The sequence below is a fragment of the Kosakonia sp. MH5 genome, from assembly GCF_009935945.1.
Classification (GTDB): domain Bacteria; phylum Pseudomonadota; class Gammaproteobacteria; order Enterobacterales; family Enterobacteriaceae; genus Kosakonia; species Kosakonia radicincitans.
Window position 1 is genome coordinate 234,521 of record NZ_QODH01000007.1, and the last position, 16,784, is coordinate 251,304.

General features: G+C 54.1%; 18 protein-coding genes. 5 read left to right on the forward strand and 13 right to left on the reverse strand.

The window, feature by feature from the left end; genetic code table 11:
* The first annotated feature begins 200 nt into the window (after nt 1-200).
* Both yajD and DK872_RS18935 read left to right on the forward strand, forming a co-directional pair.
* Nucleotides 201-548, forward strand: a complete 348-nt coding sequence (gene yajD / locus DK872_RS18930) for an HNH nuclease YajD (protein ID WP_043955614.1) — start codon at nt 201-203, stop codon at nt 546-548.
* 194 nt (nt 549-742) lie between these two features.
* Nucleotides 743-1,681: an omptin family outer membrane protease gene (locus DK872_RS18935; protein ID WP_007372489.1), complete on the forward strand. Its 939-nt coding sequence runs from the start codon at nt 743-745 to the stop codon at nt 1,679-1,681.
* A 298-nt stretch (nt 1,682-1,979) separates the two neighbouring features.
* Here DK872_RS18935 and blaOXA read toward each other — a convergent pair whose 3' ends face one another.
* The 3 genes from blaOXA to DK872_RS18950 all read right to left on the reverse strand — a co-directional run bounded on the left by blaOXA (nt 1,980) and on the right by DK872_RS18950 (nt 3,936).
* Nucleotides 1,980-2,783, reverse strand: a complete 804-nt coding sequence (blaOXA, locus tag DK872_RS18940) for a class D beta-lactamase (RefSeq protein WP_007372488.1) — start codon at nt 2,781-2,783, stop codon at nt 1,980-1,982.
* Nucleotides 2,784-2,822: 39 nt separating this feature from the next.
* Entirely contained in the window at nt 2,823-3,383 is a 561-nt protein-coding gene (locus tag DK872_RS18945) for a GNAT family N-acetyltransferase (protein ID WP_237656222.1), read from the reverse strand.
* Nucleotides 3,384-3,504: 121 nt separating this feature from the next.
* Nucleotides 3,505-3,936, reverse strand: coding sequence for a VOC family protein (locus DK872_RS18950; RefSeq protein ID WP_035886903.1), 432 nt, complete (start codon nt 3,934-3,936; stop codon nt 3,505-3,507).
* 261 nt (nt 3,937-4,197) lie between these two features.
* Here DK872_RS18950 and DK872_RS18955 point away from each other — a divergent pair, with 261 nt between their 5' ends.
* Nucleotides 4,198-5,109: a LysR substrate-binding domain-containing protein gene (locus DK872_RS18955; RefSeq protein WP_007372485.1), complete on the forward strand. Its 912-nt coding sequence runs from the start codon at nt 4,198-4,200 to the stop codon at nt 5,107-5,109.
* An 84-nt stretch (nt 5,110-5,193) separates the two neighbouring features.
* On the opposite strand, the gene DK872_RS18960 is transcribed toward DK872_RS18955, so the two are convergent.
* Nucleotides 5,194-6,093, reverse strand: coding sequence for a LysR family transcriptional regulator (locus tag DK872_RS18960; protein WP_071920044.1), 900 nt, complete (start codon nt 6,091-6,093; stop codon nt 5,194-5,196).
* Between the two features lie 163 nt (nt 6,094-6,256).
* On the opposite strand from DK872_RS18960, the gene attM reads away from it, so the two are divergent.
* Complete coding sequence (gene attM / locus DK872_RS18965; protein WP_071920043.1) at nt 6,257-7,048, forward strand: N-acyl homoserine lactonase AttM; 792 nt, start codon at nt 6,257-6,259, stop codon at nt 7,046-7,048.
* Nucleotides 7,049-7,189: 141 nt separating this feature from the next.
* Nucleotides 7,190-8,104 carry a LysR family transcriptional regulator gene (locus DK872_RS18970; RefSeq protein WP_007372482.1) on the forward strand — a complete coding sequence of 305 codons (915 nt, stop codon included), beginning with the start codon at nt 7,190-7,192 and terminating at the stop codon, nt 8,102-8,104.
* Nucleotide 8,105: 1 nt separating this feature from the next.
* Here the strand turns inward: DK872_RS18970 and DK872_RS18975 are convergent, their stop codons facing one another.
* The 9 genes from DK872_RS18975 to ghxP all read right to left on the reverse strand — a co-directional run bounded on the left by DK872_RS18975 (nt 8,106) and on the right by ghxP (nt 16,576).
* The gene (locus DK872_RS18975) at nt 8,106-8,786 is read right to left on the reverse strand and encodes a DUF1989 domain-containing protein (protein WP_007372481.1); all 681 of its coding nucleotides are present in this window, start codon (nt 8,784-8,786) and stop codon (nt 8,106-8,108) included.
* Nucleotides 8,787-8,800: 14 nt separating this feature from the next.
* Nucleotides 8,801-9,469, reverse strand: a complete 669-nt coding sequence (locus DK872_RS18980) for an amino acid ABC transporter permease (protein WP_079518347.1) — start codon at nt 9,467-9,469, stop codon at nt 8,801-8,803.
* Complete coding sequence (locus DK872_RS18985) at nt 9,469-10,119, reverse strand: amino acid ABC transporter permease (RefSeq protein ID WP_071920042.1); 651 nt, start codon at nt 10,117-10,119, stop codon at nt 9,469-9,471. Before DK872_RS18985 ends, DK872_RS18980 begins: the two co-directional genes overlap by 1 nt.
* A 3-nt stretch (nt 10,120-10,122) precedes the next feature.
* A complete protein-coding gene (locus tag DK872_RS18990) occupies nt 10,123-10,770 on the reverse strand; it encodes an urea carboxylase-associated family protein (protein WP_161518702.1) in 648 nt (215 codons plus the stop codon).
* On the reverse strand, nt 10,754-11,386 hold the full coding sequence (locus DK872_RS18995; protein WP_007372477.1) for a DUF1989 domain-containing protein: 633 nt from the start codon (nt 11,384-11,386) through the stop codon (nt 10,754-10,756). The genes DK872_RS18990 and DK872_RS18995 overlap by 17 nt, the downstream gene beginning before the upstream one ends.
* Nucleotides 11,387-11,388: 2 nt before the next feature.
* On the reverse strand, nt 11,389-12,225 hold the full coding sequence (locus DK872_RS19000; protein ID WP_007372476.1) for a transporter substrate-binding domain-containing protein: 837 nt from the start codon (nt 12,223-12,225) through the stop codon (nt 11,389-11,391).
* 251 nt (nt 12,226-12,476) lie between these two features.
* Entirely contained in the window at nt 12,477-13,328 is an 852-nt protein-coding gene (locus DK872_RS19005; protein WP_161518703.1) for a MurR/RpiR family transcriptional regulator, read from the reverse strand.
* Between the two features lie 115 nt (nt 13,329-13,443).
* A complete protein-coding gene (locus DK872_RS19010; RefSeq protein ID WP_007372474.1) occupies nt 13,444-15,090 on the reverse strand; it encodes a Na+/H+ antiporter in 1,647 nt (548 codons plus the stop codon).
* A gap of 136 nt (nt 15,091-15,226) precedes the next feature.
* Nucleotides 15,227-16,576, reverse strand: coding sequence for a guanine/hypoxanthine transporter GhxP (ghxP, locus tag DK872_RS19015; protein ID WP_161518704.1), 1,350 nt, complete (start codon nt 16,574-16,576; stop codon nt 15,227-15,229).
* Nucleotides 16,577-16,784 lie beyond the last annotated feature (208 nt).

Consider the following 16,784-nt stretch of genomic DNA (forward strand, 5'->3'; position numbering starts at 1 on the left):
TTAAGGGAATTTACCGGAAAGAGCCAGTATAGGGCAGCGAATACTATCCCGGGGACATCCTGAACAGAGGCTTCGAGCCTGAGTCGGCCCATGTTCTTTTTCCCGTCAGCGCATGTGCGGCAAAACAATGATGCTCCATCTCTTTCTGTTCTATTATGGGATATTATCAAACTATCTCTTTGTAACAGGCGGCATCGGCAATGGCTTTGATCCCAAAAAACTACGCGCGGCTGGAAAGCGGCTACCGTGAGAAAGCACTAAAAATCTACCCGTGGGTGTGTGGACGCTGTTCGCGGGAGTTTGTTTATTCAAACCTGCGTGAATTGACGGTTCACCATATCGATCATGACCATACCAATAACCCGGAAGATGGCAGCAACTGGGAGCTATTGTGTCTGTATTGCCATGACCACGAACACTCAAAATACACGGAAGCGGATCAGTACGGCACCACCGTTGTGGCGGGGGAAGATGCACAAAAAGATGTCGGTGCAGCAACCTATAATCCGTTTGCCGATTTGAAGTCGATGCTTAACAAGAAGAAATAGTGCCAGCAGCGTCTCCTTCGGCAAAAAACGGTCGGTGTGCGGCACTTCGTCTGCTTGCAGATTGAATCCAGCCGGTTCCTTGCTCATGACATAAGTTTGCAAAAAATTACCAAAACTGGCAGTTGATTGTTATTTGTATGACTTTTAATATTCACCCGCAACTTATTGATTAAATTTGCCTTAGGGATATAAAAATGAAAAAAAGTAGTGTTGCAGTGATGATGATGGCCGCGTTTTCAGGAGCAGTTTATGCAGGACCGGCGCAATTTACGCCGGATTTTTCCCCGGAGAGTTTAACGGTTTCAGCCTCGGGTGGGATGCTGAGCGGGAAATCCCATGAGATGGTTTACGACGAAGTCACTGGGCGTAAAATCAGCCAACTCGACTGGAAACTCAAAAATGTCGCCATTCTGAAAGGCGATATTTCCTGGGATGCATACTCTTTTCTGACACTGAACGCCCGCGGCTGGACATCTATGGCATCTGGCTCCGGTCATATGGATGATTATGACTGGTTGAACGACAAGCAATCCGCATGGACAGACCACTCATCCCATCCAGCTACGCATGTTAATTATGCCAATGAATACGATCTCAATGTCAAAGGCTGGATATTCCAGGGCGAGAACTATAAAGCGGGTGTAACGGCAGGTTATCAGGAAACGCGTTTCAGCTGGACCGCTACCGGTGGTTCTTACAATTACGATAACGGGACAAATATCGGGAATTTCCCGGCCGGTGAACGTGGTATTGGTTATAGCCAGCGTTTCTCTATGCCATACATTGGCCTTGCTGGCCAGTATCGTATTAATGACTTTGAATTTAACGCGCTGTTTAAATTCAGTGATTGGGTCCGTGCTCATGATAACGACGAGCACTATATGCGCGACTTGACTTTCCGTGAGAAAACGTCAAGTTCACGCTATTACGGTGCATCAATTGATGCCGGATATTACGTCACACCGCAGGCCAAAGTTTTTGCTGAATTCGCCTATAGCCGTTTTGAAGAAGGCAAAGGCGGTACGCAAATTATTGATACCAACAGTGGCGAATCAGCATCTATTGGCGGAGATGCTGCCGGCATTTCTAACAATAACTATACCGTTACAGCCGGTCTGCAATATCGCTTCTGAAGCAGCGCAACGCGTATATCTTTAAAAAATACCGGGCCCCTGACGGGGCCTTTTTCATTAAAGGTGCCCGAATAAAGGGGGCTGCCCCATTGATTAATTTCTTATATTAGAAATGTCTATTCCCGGCACGAAGTGGGCCAGTACAGAGTTGCTATAAGCGAACAGCGGAAGCACCCTGGTATTCTAATAACCGACAGAGGCATTACTGACATGATCAACCTCGCCAAGGGAATCATCCAGTGTATTCGTGCAACCTGGATGCTACTGAACGCGTGGCTGTTACCTCCTGCCTTACCAATTACGGCTTCATGACCGCAGAGATTTGGTGAATAAGTTGATCGCGAGCCCGTATGCCAGCATTGGGCGAAAGCGCCTGTTCATCCTGAATCAGTTTAGCGAAAACGATTTTTTGGGTTCCTTTTGTTGCCCAGCCGACATACCAGCCATAGGCATTATTTGGATCGTATTTATTGTCCTGTCCCGGCGAACCTGTACCCGTCTTGCCGTGAATAATCCAGCCCTCAGGGCTGACATCATACCGGGTGATGTTATCCGTCATTTCGTACGCAATACTCTTCAATGGCAACTGACGGTTGACCACTTTCCTTAAAAAGGCGATTTGCTGAACAGGCGATACCTGTAATGATGACATCACCCATACGCCCTTTTGACCCGGTGCGCTGACATCAACGGCAGAAACATCTTTATTGCCGTAATCAAAAGCCCTCACATAGCGTTCAAAGGTCTGTTGCCCGAGCTTTCCCACAACCTGTTGTGAATACCAGAAAACAGAATATTTTAACCACGCGGTTGGATCGATTTTTTTCTTCCAGTTGTCACCGCCCCAGTCCGGGTATCCTGCTTTGTAGTCCCAGGCAGGTTCACTTTCGTTTTTTAATACTCCGGCATCAAACCCCATCAGGCTTATCGCTATTTTAAACGTTGAAGCGGGGGTCACTTGTTTATTGCATTCCTGACCCTCCTGCAAAATGACTTTTCCTGATTCGGCCGCAACGATCAGTGTACATAAGTCTTTGGAGAATGCATTTTGGGCGCAGAGAATAGAAATTAATGAGGCAATCACAGCTATATTATTTTTCATTGTTTTCCGGTGAAGTCTGGACGTTACTTAAAATGAACTTTATTTCTTTTCAAAAGAACAATCCCTGCAATAGTCGCTATTCAGCAGCGCATAAAGATACTCATCCCCCCACTCTCCTTTAAAAAAAATATTCTGCCGATAATGTGCTTCGCGGCGGAAACCAAGTTTTTCCAGTAAATTCACGGCACGTGTATTACGGGTGTCAACAACAGCAGTAAGCCGGTGCTTTGTAAAATCATCAAAAAGCACCGCGATGAGGGCACTGATTGCCTCGCTGGCATATCCCTGCTTCTGATATTCCACATCAAAGGTCATGCCCAGTTCAGCCTGTCTTCCCTCATCAAAAAAATGGATACCGATGTCCCCTATTAGTGCCCCATCTTCCCGCCGTTCAACAGCAAGCTGATACCAGGTTTCATCGCTGTTGAACGCCAGCGAATGCTGCTGCGCGTATAATTTCTCAGCATCCTGCAAAGTATAATGCTCCCAGCTCTGGAAACGGGCGACGTCAGGCTTGCCGCGGTAGCGTGCAAGCTGCGGTAGATCGGTTGGTTTCAACTTGCGTAATAATAATTGTTGAGTTTGTAGCGGCAACGCCAGTGCCATATTTTCTCCCTTATCGACTGTTATTTATTGGCTGGAACTTATTCGGCAACGTTAAACAATGATGTCGATACATTGAAAATGTACCCCGCACGCATATCCGTAATTAAACGCCGGGCTAACGGGAAGCCCGTATTGCTTCAAGCCCGACACGTTGCCCGAATGAAAGTTCTAAGGTATTCCCGTCAGGGTCTGCAAAAAAAACATAATAGCCGACCGGATCACCCAGATATTCCGGTGCTTTCCTTAATACACCGTCAGCGATTGCCATAGCGGTTTTACGATCAATTTCTTCGCGAGTTGCGCAGGCAACGCCAAGGTGACCAAAATTACCCAGCGGTGTATCAGTGATGTTATCCGCCTGTACCAGCACCAGCGCAAATGGGCGCGTATGATCGCTTAACCACGCAACCTTGCGGGCATCCGGGACGCCGGGTTCGCGCATATGTATAACTTCCATACCGGCATAGCGGCGATAGAAAGCAATACTTTTGTCCAAATCCCTGACCATAAATGCAACATGTGTGAATCCCACATCAATATCTTTCATACCCAGAATAACTCCTTATTAGCTCGTGGCTGGCATCATAAAAGCTCAAGTTAACTTTGGGTCAACAGGCGAGTTAAACTATAAGACCACTAATATTTGTAGTGGCGCAGGACGTCAGGTTCTGAGCTCTGCATGTCCGGTTTCTGCAACAGGAAATGTAGGTACATACCCTGAGTCACGACTCCCGTGGCGCATATTAATAACGTTGACGTCGCGGCAGGAAAAACGATTTAATTTCAGGTCGGTTTTCAGGAAAACTCAATGATGCGTGACCATCTCCCTTCCCTTAACGCCCTGAGGGCGTTTGAATCCGTTGCCAGGCATCTCAGCATGACCCGTGCCGGCCAGGAATTGCACGTCACGCCTGGGGCTATCAGCCTGCACATCAGGGAACTCGAACGGCAACTCGGACTTGCGCTCTTTCTGCGCAAAGGACGCGGACTGGTGCTCACAGCCGCCGGTGAGTCCTACTATTCTTCGATAAATTCGGCGTTTAGCCTGATGCGCGAAGCCACCAAATCTCTCGTGCAAGAGATGCAGGGAAATACCATAACACTGGCGTGCACGACAGGCTTTGCCACGCACTGGTTGCTTCCGCGGCTTCCTGATTTTGAGCGCGACTGCCCGGAAATTGATCTGCGTATCAGTGCCACTTCCCGCATTCAGTCCTTCATTACAGAGGGTATTGATATGGCAGTCCGACATGGCGATGGCCGCTGTGAGGACGCCGTCAGTGAAAAACTGATTGATGACGACTATATCGTGGTATGCACACCGACTGTGGCGAGGCTGTTGGGCGAACCACCTGCGCTTTCAGCGCTCAGTCGTGTAACGCTTCTGCATGATATGCACCGTGAGGACTGGGGCCGCTGGCTCGCTGAAGCGGGCGTCAGCCATGTGGATCCCCGTAAGGGGCCGCTTTACACCGATGGCAGCGGGGCCTGGCTTGCCATGCTGGCCGGAAGAGGCATGGCGCTGATGCGACGGGGGTTCGTTCAGGAAAACATTTTATCAGGTGAAGTGGTTTCACCCTTCATGAACACACTGAATACCGGACAGGCATATTGGCTCATTTATCCCCCTGAAGCGCTCATGCGACCTGCCATAGTGAAAGTGAGAACATGGTTAATGCAGCAGAGCGCAAAACAAACAATCGCAGGAGCTCACCGCTAAACAATTAGCCGTGATGGTGATTTTATGTATGCCTGCACGGGGCGACCGTAGAATATGAAATGGTTTCTTTTTAGCCACAGGCGCTTATTTTTGTTCATGAGCGGCTAAATCTGCGAGGCTGGCGCGAAGTTCGTTTTCAAGGAAAGCTGCACATATTCGGGTTTCAGCCGAAATGACGTTTGCTGGCGGATAAAGCAAACAGGCATTGAACGGCGGAACGACGTAGTCGGGTAAAACAGGCACAAGATTCCCCTGCGCAATATCTTGCCTGCAAACGGGAGATTGCAATACGCCGATGGCACTCCCTGCCAGAAGAAGAGTATGCAATGGCCGCCAGTGGCTGGCACTGAATGTTATCTTCACGGGCACACTGAGTAATGATTTGTCAGGTGCTATCAGGGCAACATGATTGTTCATAAACAAGCCCGCTACGCGTGCAAAGGCATGCCGGACAAGTTCAGCGGGCGAACCCGGCGTGCCATGGCGATGGAGATAAGCGGGCGAGGCGACCAGTAAACGCCCCACGCGGCCTAACTGACGGGCAATATAATACCCTTCCCCCATCTCCCCCAGACGCAATGAAATATCAACGCCTTCCGTAACCGGATCCGTCACAAGATCATTAAGTATCAGCTCTATTTGCAGATCGGGATGTTCAGCCTGAAGTTTTATCAGGGCTGGCATCAGCAACGCTTCTCCGGCCCCATAGGGCGCGGCGATACGCAGCGTTCCGTTAAGCGAATTTGTGGGATTGACGATTGCCAGTGCATGTTCTGCCGCAGCGACAGCATTTTTACTGCGTTCATAAAACAGAGTGCCGGAACTGGTGAGGGACATTCGACGCGTGTGACGTCGCAACAGGCGCGTACCAAGATGAGCTTCCAGACGCTCTATCCGTTCACTAACCGCCGGTTGTCCGATGCCGAGATCGCGGGCGGCGGCAGACATATTTCCCCGCTCGACCACCCGAATGAAAATGCGCATTGCCGCAAGGAGATCCATGCAGAGATTATATTGGTAAAACCGATAAATGATAGTGGCTGGCCATCTCTACCTGATGTTCGTGACGTCGCGGACAATACATTTCCTGTCGCTGTTCATGAAGTGACAGAGGCATAAATTCATTGAATTCCACAGGTAGAGATCAATGTCAGAAATAAAACTCTATATGCTGCAGTCGGGGTACCAGCGTTGCCAATATCATGACATCAGGATGAATCAGGGCAAGGGTGACAGCTACGTCATTCCCGTCCCCTGGTTTTTACTGACACATCCGCAGGGCAATACCGTTATTGACGGTGGCCTTGCTGTCGAAGGGTTGAACAATCCTCATGGCTACTGGGGAAATGCCGTTGAACACTATAAACCCATCATGGATGCCGATCAGGGTTGCGCCAGTCAACTGACGAATCTGGGCATATCACCGGAATCCGTGCGTTATGTTTTACTCTCCCACCTCCACTCTGATCATACAGGGGCGATTGGTCGCTTTCCTGCGGCTACGCATATTGTGCAACGTCAAGAGTATGACTATGCCTTTTCGCCGGACTGGTTTGCGGCCGGCGCGTATTGTCGGAAAGATTTTGATCGTGAAGGGTTGAAATGGCACTTCCTGAAAGGTCTGGCAACGGACGGTTTTGACCTGTACGGCGATGGTGTTTTACAGTCCTTTTTCACACCCGGTCATACGCCAGGGCATCAGTCCTTCATCGTCTCACTTCCCAGCGGAAGGGCATTTACTCTTGCGATAGACGCCGCTTACACACTCGACCATTTTTACGATAAAGCCCTGCCCGGTTTGATGACTTCCGCCAGTGAAGCGGCACGTTCGGTCGCCAAACTCAGGGCGTTAACAGAAATGCACAATGCAGAGATTATCCCAGGCCACGATCCTGATATCTGGCCGCGTTATGTCATGAAAACGGAGGGGTATAACTAACCCGACATACAGTACCATCAGAACCGGTAAGCGCCCTTATACTCGTTTTCCAATAAATTCAGTGAGACGCCGTTACAGAGAGCGCACTTCCATTGCCGAAATGAATTAAACTCATCGCATACAGAGTTCCAGGGAATCATTATGGACATCAGAACGCTGCGCTATTTTGTCGAGGTGGTACGCCAGCAAAGTTTCACCCGCGCGGCGGAGCGCCTGTTCGTCACCCAACCGACCATCAGCAAGATGCTGAAAAATCTTGAGGATGAACTCAACTGCACGTTGTTGATTCGCGATGGTCGCAAATTACTGCTGACCGATACCGGCCGCGTGGTGTTTGAACGCGGCATGGCGATCCTCGCCGAATTCCGGCAACTGGAAACGGAGCTTGGCGATATCAATCATCTGAACAAAGGCCTGTTGCGCCTCGGCATTCCGCCAATGGTGGGCATGCTGATGGCCGGGCCGATCAGCTTGTTTCGTCAGCGTTATCCCGGCGTCGAGCTGAAAATTGCCGAATTTGGCGGTCTGACGGTGCAGCATGCGGTAAGCAATAGCGAGCTGGATCTGGCGATGACCGCGCTGCCGGTTGAAGATGACAGCGGCTTAGCGACGATGCCGCTGTTCAGCTACCCAATGTGTGTGCTGGTACCTCGCTCCGGCAACTGGCTGAAACACGAAGCGGTCGCGCCGGAAGAGTTAGGCGAGCACCCTTTGCTTATCTACAACGAAGATTTTGCCCTCAGCCGCCAGCTGATGCAGCTCTTTAATCAGCACGGCGTGAAGCCGCGCATCGCTGTGCGGAGCGGGCAGTGGGATTTTCTGGCAGCGATGGTGCAGGCGGGCGTCGGCATAGCCATTCTGCCGGAACCGATCTGCCAGCGGCTGGATAAACAAACCCTGCGCTGGCTTCCTTTGCAGAGCGATTTACGCTGGCAACTGGGGATGATTTGGCGCGAAGGCGTCTATCTTTCCCACAGTGCGCAGGCGTGGTTAAGCTGTTGTGAAGGGTTCTGGCTTGAGTCGGACGCTCCATCATTGCCCACGGGGAAAGCGTAACTCAGGCGGCGTTGCCCGGCACCCACGGCCCTTGCAGATTCACCTGCGGAAATCCTGCCGTCAGAATACGCACTTCCACATCGCGCGGGGTGTTATCTCCCTGCCCCTGAATGCTGACGATATCCTGCGGGCAGGCCGAAAATGCCACATAGCAATCCATCTCCGCGCGCAGAATGATGTAATCCCCTGGCTTCGTCACGACCGGCAGCGTCTTCAGGGTAATGCCATCCGGCTGCACCTGGATATTCATGAAAATATTGAAGGATGCGAGATTGCCATGGGGCAGCATCACGCCCAGTTCCGCCATCCCTTCGTGCAGATTGTCATGGCAGTTACGATGCGGCTCAGTGCAGCCTAACAGTTCATAACGGCGGGCATCGCAGGCGGCCATAAATGTGTCGTGTACGCCCGGTGAAGTGTCCGCCACCAGCGTCAGAATCGGGTGGCGCTGGTCAGTGATAAAGCTGTCGCCCACGCGCGGATTGAGGCGCTGATTCCATACTCTTGTCGCTTCCATACACATATATTCGCTGACATCGCTGGCGTTATAGGCCCAGCAATCCACCACCTGCGTACCGTGCAGATTGATCACCTGCACCGCTTCCCCTTTATTTAAGCGCACGGCTTTGCCATAACGTGCCGGAACCGTAACCACCTCACGGTGCTGCAATTCAGCAGACATGATTCTCTCCTGGTTTATTCATGTTGCATGCCGCGACGATAGCGCGTCATACGGGATTCAAAATGGCGCGCCAGCCAGTCAAGCAGACTGTTCAGCAGCCAGTAACAGAGCGCGACCGTCAGGTAGATCTCCAGCGGCGCATAGGTTTCCGATATCGCCTGTTTGGCGGCGTACATAAACTCCTGTACCGAGACAATCGACAGCAGGGCCGAGTCTTTAATCAGGCCGATCATCAGACCAACCAGCGGCGACAGCATCTGCGGCAGGGTTTGCGGCAGCACCACATCGCGCAACTGCTCGCGGCGGCTGAGTCCGAGAACCCGGCAGGCTTCCCACTGCCCTTTGGGCAACGCCTCAATGGCCGCGCGGATCACCTGCGCAATATAGGGCGCGTAATAGAGCGTTAACGCCAGCACGCCGACAACCGGCGATGAGAGCGTGATGCCATACTCCGGCAGCACAAAATAGAGCAGATAAATCACCACCAGCAGCGGAAGCGCCAGCGTGATGTTGCTGTACACCCGCAATAACCACTGCCAGAAGCGTGACGCTCGCATTAACGCCGCCGCCATTAACGCTCCCCACAGCAACGAACAGATCGCCGCCATCGCGCAGAGTTGCAATGTTGCCGCCATCCCTTCACCCAGCGAGGGAAGCGCATCAATAATGGCCTGCCAGTCCATCATGCCGGCCTCCGTTTCGCTTCCAGCCGCCGCGCAAGAGTGGTCAGCGGCAGCGCAATCAACAGATATCCCGCCGCCACCAGCAACAGTACCTGCGTGGCTTCATAGGTACGCGCGATGACGATCTGCCCGGCAAACGTCAGCTCCGTCAGCGCCACCACCGAGGCCAGCGGCGTGGTTTTCAGCAGAATGGTGAACTCATTCACCAGCATCGGCAGACTGGCGCGCAGCACCTGCGGGTTAATGACATACCACCAGGTGAGCAGGCGGCTCAGCCCCAGCGTCCGCGCTGCTTCCAGTTGCCCGGGCGTGACCAGGCTTCGGTTAACGCGCAGGATTTCAGCAACATACGCGCCGCTGTTTAAACCGATCGCCAGCACCGCCGCCAGCAACGGCTGCCCGCCAAGCCCCAGTTTCGGCAGGGTAAAAAACACCACAAACAGTTGCACAATCGCGGGCGTCCCGCGCATCAGGCTGACATACAAGCGGCCGAAGGTTCGCCAGATCCAGGCCCGGCGCAGTTGCAGGAAGCAGCCGAGTTGCCCCATCACCACGCTCACCAGCGACGCCAGCACCGTTAACAGCAGCGTCATCAGCAACCCGCGCCCTAACTCCGGCAACGCGGTCAGTACCTGTTGATCCAGCCCCATTAATTACTCCGGGCCAAAGCCGGTCAGGTTTTCCGCCACCGACAACCGCAGCGGCGCGGGTTTATCATTCCCCTCAATGCCGGTATTGCTGGCGGAGACAATAAACTGCGTATCCATCACCACCCGGCAGGTAATACTGTCGCCTGCCTGCGTGAGATTGGTTTCCGGCACAATGCGGCCGTCGCGCGTTAAGCGGACATGCATAAACAGGTTGATGGGATCGGGCAGTTTTGGCACGTTCATCCCCCGTCGCGCCAGTTCTGCGCTGACGGCTTCGATACACCCTTCGCCGTCATAGCCCTTTTCCGCCAGAAACGCGCGGGTCGATGCCGGTAGCAGCAGGTCGTGGCGTTTCACGCGATCTTTACCTAACACCATCATCGGGCGACGGCGGTTAGTGACCATACGCATACCAGAACCGAGCAGGTAGCTGTTGCTGAATACACGCGTGTGGTGCACCGAGAGCCAGACCGCCGGATCCTCCACACTAAAGCCAAACAGCGACGCCACTGCGCCATCGCCCATTGCCGTGATGCGCAATAACTGGCCGCGCAGCACGCGAATCGATCCGACGCTTCCGGCGGCTACATCCACCGGTGCCGCCAGCGGGCGCACCGCGTTTTCCACGAATTCCTCACGCATTAACAACATGGTGCGTCTCCTCTGTGGGGAAGTGGTCGCTGATGCGGATATCAATCGGCGTCACCTGTAACCCGTTGCCAGGAATGATGTCCTGCGGGCAGGATGAGACGGCGCAAATCAGATCGCACAGGGCTTCGAAAGTGATGTAATCCCCGGCTTTACTGTGCGGATCGGTCACTTCCATACGCCCGTCGGCGGTAACCGGGCCGTTCTGAAACAGGTTGAACGGCTCCGGCAACGTAAAGTACGTCACGCCGTGCGCTTTCATCCCTTCAAGCAGGTTATCCACGCAGTTGCGGTGCCCTTCGACACCGAAATCAACGCTAAACCGCGTCCGATCGCAGGCCGGTACGTTGGCGTCGTGAATGCCAATCGTGTCGGCAACGATGCGCAGCAGCGGGCGGTTTTCACTCGACCACAGCGCATCGCCCGGTGCAAAAAAGAGCGAGCGCAACTGCTGACGGGTATGCACCGGCGATAACTTCTCGTTCAGATTGTCAGCATTGACCGCCACAAAATCGGCGGCCTGCTGCCCTTCACTGTCGATAACGGTAATAAACTGCCCTTTACGCACACGGAAGGTTTTGCCGTGGCCCGCCGGAACCGTCAGGTGGGATTGGCACATAATTACTCCTGAGGAATGAAATCACTGGCCGGAACGGTAAAGGTGGTGCCGAGATACTGCTGTTGCAGTTGGGCCAACTGACCGCTTTTCTGCATCGCCAGAATGTGGTCGCTGATGGCTTTGTTCAGGCTGCTGTCCTCTTTGCGCGTCGCCCACGCCATCCATTGCGATGGCCCGACTTCGCCCACCTGCGCGACTTTACCGGCATACTTTTTCGCCACGGGTGCCAGCACTGAAATATCGTCATAGACGAAATCGGCGCGTTTGGTCATCAGCGTGCTGACAGTCTGATCGAGGGAATCGACGCTGATGATGGTGATCGGTTTTTTCCCGGCTTTTTTCAGCTCGCTATTAAAGCCTTTAAGCAGTTGCTCCGGCACGCTGGCAGTTTTCACCGCGCCGCGCAGGCCAGAGAGACTTTCCGGGCTCAGCGGCTTGCCGCTCAGGGCTTTCGCTTCATCCTCACGCACCAGAACGCCGTTCACCGTTTTGCTGTAAGGCACGGTAAAAAGCACTTTTTTGGCACGTTCGGCCGTCACATTAAGCGTGGAGCCTTCGGCATTGAACGCCCCGGAAATCAGCCCCGGCAAAATGCCGCTGAATGCGGTTTTCTGAAACTCCAGTTTTACACCGAGATCTTTGGCGAACGACTGCATGATCGCCACGCTATACCCGGTGATCTCGCCTTTATCGTCGGTGTATTCATACGGTGGAAAGGTGGGGTCGATGCCGACCGTCATTTTGCCGCTGCTCTTGATGTCGGACAGCGTATCGGCCTGTGCCTGCGCCAGTGTGCCCACGGAAAGAAGAGCGGCGATCAGCAGTGCTGTTTTTTTCATTGTGGTGTTTCCCTGGTGTTGGTGAAATGTCTTTTTCTGATGAGCACTTTTTGTGCCAGTTTTTTCACTACTGCTTAAACCGTCACCACAAGAAACATCTTTTCTTCATGAAATCATAAAGAAACATTTGTTTCTTTAATTTTTATTTTAATTTCTATTGTTTCTTAAAAGACGGCGCTACACCAGCCAGGGTAAGGCGACAGGCACTCTTTTGGGGAAAAATCTGGCGCAACCTGCGCCAGAATGGGGCGTTATTCGAGTTCGTCAAGGGATTGATGCAGCGCTTCAACCTGCGCAAGGTGATCGTTGCCGCTTTTGCCCATCTGGCGGGCCACCAGCGAACACAGCAGATTGCACACGCCGGAGAGGGCGACGGTGCTGTCAAACAGCATACTGCCATCGGTGTGGCAGCGAACCACCCATTGCGCATGGCGCGCCGGTTTGCCGGAGAGCACATCCGCCAGGTAAAGCATCGGCACTTGCCGTTCCGCCAGCGCGCTCATGGCCGCATCCAGCGCAGGCATCCGCCGCCGCAGGCCAACGCAGATAGCCACATCCTGTGGGCCGAGCGCCGCCAGATGTTCAGCCAGCGAATCGCCAGACCGCGGCAACAATCGCACATCGGAGTGCACATGCACCAGGTCGCGATAGATCAATTGCGCAATAGTCTGGCTGTGCCGCCAGCCCATCACCACCACGCGACGCGCCTGGGCAATGGCGGCAATCGCCTCCTGCAACTGCGCGCTATCCAGCGTGCGGTAGCTGTTCACCAGGTTAGCAATCTCTTTTTCCAGATGCTGCTGCATTACGCTGTCCATCGGCGATGCGCCCGGCGCGGCTTGCAGGTAGAGCGGCGATCCGCTGCTTTGCATTTCGCGCGCCTGGCGGCGTGCTGCTTCATAACTCTCATAACCAAGATGGCGGAAAAAACGGGTGGTGGTGGCTTTGGAAACGCCTGCGCTTTGCGCCAGCTCGGTGGCGGTATTCATCGCCAGTTGTCCAGGAGCGGCAAGCAGTACATCTGCCAGCCGCTGCTCGTGGCTGGAGAGTTGATCCCAGTGCTGTCGGATCCGGCCTTCTAGCGATGCCGTTTTTGCACTCATGGTAATTCCCTGAAATGAAAAACCTCATCCTGCACAGAGCATGCCCGGATGTCACCAGAATTTTAGATTTTTATGGCGCGGGAAAAGGGGCGGGAAAGCCCGCCCCGGAAGGTAATTATTTATTTTCCAGCAGCAACGCTTCCAGCAAATCGAGGTCGTGCAGCAGTTTTTGCAGCGTCTCGTTGCTGATCTGCCGGGTGGCGCGCAGGTGGTAAAGCTCGGCGCGTTCAGAGCGCAGCGCCGCCAGACGGAAACGGCGCTCCAGATTCTCTTCCTGCAATGAGCTTTCGATGTTATTGCGCCCATCCGCGCGGCGTCGCAGATTACCAATCACCCGCGAGCTGACCTCCGTCAGCAACTGGTTATCGATATTCTCTTCGGCATCCGCCGCCAGGCGCTCTTCCATTTTCTGGATCGCGACAATCGCCACATCGGCAGTCGCCGCCCGTGCCATCCGCTCTTCTTTGTGCTGCTGAGCGTGGTCGCGCACTTCAATATGTTGCAACAGCGACGGCAGCGCGATGACGCCAACGAACAGCGAGAAGAGGATCACCCCGGCGGAAAGGAACACCAGTTCGTAACGCGCCGGGAAGACATCGCCGCCAGGCAGCAGCAACGGAATGGAGAGTACACCGGCCAGCGTGATGGCCCCGCGAACCCCGGCGAAGGTGGCGATCAGCAGCTCGCGATCGCTCCAGGAGGCAAATTCCATCGGCTTTTTATGTAAGAAACGCAGGCTGAACCTCTTCATCGTCCACAGCCAGCCGAAACGCACCAGCATCAGCGCGGCATAAATCAGCACGATATCGGTGAACAGCATCCAGGTTTCGACATTCGGATCGGCTTCCGCCGCCACCAGCGACGATTCCAGGATCCCCGGCAATTGCAGGCCTAACAGCAGGAACACCATGCCGTTAAAGACAAATTCCAGCATCGCCCAGGTGCTGTTAGCGCGCAGACGCATCGCCAGTGGTGCGGTGCGCATAACGCCGGAACGGGTAATTGTCATCCCCGCCGCAACGGCGGCCAGGATGCCGGAGACGCCGATATGTTCCGCAATCAGATAAGAAGCAAACGGCAGCAGGAACAGCAACACGATTTGCGTGGCCGGTTCATCACCGCCCCAGCGGCTAAGAAAACGCAGCGAACGGCCGTACAGCCAGCTCACCACAAAGCCCGCCAGCAGGCCGCCAATCGCCACTTTCATAAACTCGACCGTAGCGCCGCCGACGGTAAAAACCATCGTGCCCATCGCCACGGCGACGGCGAATTTCAGTGACACCAGGCCGGAAGCGTCGTTCATCAACGCTTCGCCCTGCAAAATACCCATGATTTTTTTCGGAATGCGCCCTTCACCGACAATGCCGGAGAGCGCCACCGCATCGGTTGGCGACAGCACCGCCGCCAGCGCGAAAGCGGGCACCAGCGGAATGCCTGGCACCAGCCAGTAGATTAAGAAGCCGATCCCAACCACGGTGACCACCACCAGCGCCAGCGCAAGGCCGAAGATTTCGCGGCCATGTTCGAGAAACTCGCGCGTCGGTGTTTTCCAGCCGTCAGCGAACAGCAGCGGCGGGATAAACAGCACCAGAAACAGTTCGGGATCGAACTCGACATGCAGGCCAAATGTGGGAAAGGCCAGCAGTGCGCCGATGGCAATTTGCATCAACGGCAGCGGGATTTGAAAAGGTAGTACACGCGTGACGACGCCCGAGAGCGATACCACGAGCGTCATGATAAGAATGGTAAAAAATATTTCCATGCGTTCCCTGTTTGCGATGTTTTGTTATAGCGGTCTCAGACCTTGAGGCCAGAGCATTCAGCTTAACGCAAAGAAACCGGGCTGTGGGCAAAAAAAATGGGCGACCGGAGTCGCCCATTATGTAACCGTTTATGGTTCAGATTGCCCAGCCGCCTGCATAGAAAGCAACCAGTGCAACCGCAATCACGATAGTCCCGATGTTCAGCTTGCGCCACTCACCGGAAACTACACGGCCAATCACCAGCGAGGCGAAACCGATCATGATGCCGGTAACGATGTTACAGGTCAGCACGATGAACACAGCGGTGATCAGGCCGGACATCGCATCCACGAAGTCAGCAAAATCAATTTTCGCCACGTTGCTCAGCATCAGCAAACCTACGTACATCAGCGCTGGCGCGGTGGCATACGCCGGAACCAGATAAGAGAGCGGAGAGAGGAACAGGATCAACAGAAACAGCATGCCGACGGTAATCGCTGTCAGACCGGTTTTACCGCCTGCCGCCGTACCTGCCGCCGATTCGATATACACCGCAGCCGGCGCCGCGCCGACCAGACCGGAGAAGACGCTGCTCAGTGAGTCGGTGGTCAGCGCTTTGCCGCCATCGATGATCTGGCCGTCTTTATCCAGCAGATTGGCCTGGCCCGCTACCGCACGGATAGTACCGGTGGCGTCAAACACCGCCGTCATCACCAGCGCCAGCACGCTCGGCAACACCACCGGGTTCAGCGCGCCCACGATATCCAGGCTGCCGATCAGCGAGTTGCCTTTGTCATCGCTCAGCGATGGCATGGCGAAAATACCGGAGAAGTGCACGCTCGGATCGAAAATCAGGCCAACGATGGAAACGCCGATGATGGTCAGCAGGATGCCGCCCGGCACTTTCAATTTTTCCAGACCGATAATCACCGCCAGGCCGATCAGCGACATGATCACCGGGAAGCTGGCGAAGTGGCCCAGCGTAACCGGCAGACCGTCCAGCGGGTTTTTGATCACCAGGCCAACGCCGTTTGCGGCAATCAGCAGCAGGAACAGGCCGATACCGATGCCGGTGCCGTGCGCAACGCCATGTGGCAGGTTGCGCAGGATCCAGCTACGGATGCCGGTCGCGGAGATAATGGTGAACAGCACGCCCATCAGGAACACCGCGCCAAGCGCGACAGGCACGCTGATGTGCTGACCCAGCACCAGGCTGAAAGCGGTGAACGCGGTCAGAGAGATAGCGCAGCCGATAGCCAGCGGCAGATTCGCCCACAACCCCATCACAATGGAGCCAACACCGGCGACCAGACAGGTGGCGACGAAAACTGCGGCAGGCGGGAAACCTGCTTTACCCAGCATGCCAGGCACCACGATCACCGAATAGACCATCGCGAGGAACGTGGTTAAACCGGCAACGATTTCCTGACGAACGGTACTGCCGCGGGCAGAAATTTTAAACAGTGCGTCAAGCGAACCATTGGTACGCGCAGAAGGCGTAGACATAGAAAACATCCCCTGAGAATTTTATTGTGCATTGTATTGCGTGGTGGACAGTCCACTGCCGGTTAAACGTCATCTCCCTGTGCTGCGTTGTGGTAAGGGGCCACAAAAAAGCAAACGTTTAACTCCGCGCATACAACGGGTGGTCAAAAAAAGGCAAACGATTATCCAGCGTTTATATGGCGCTTTTCAACTGAACTTTGCCGCTTTT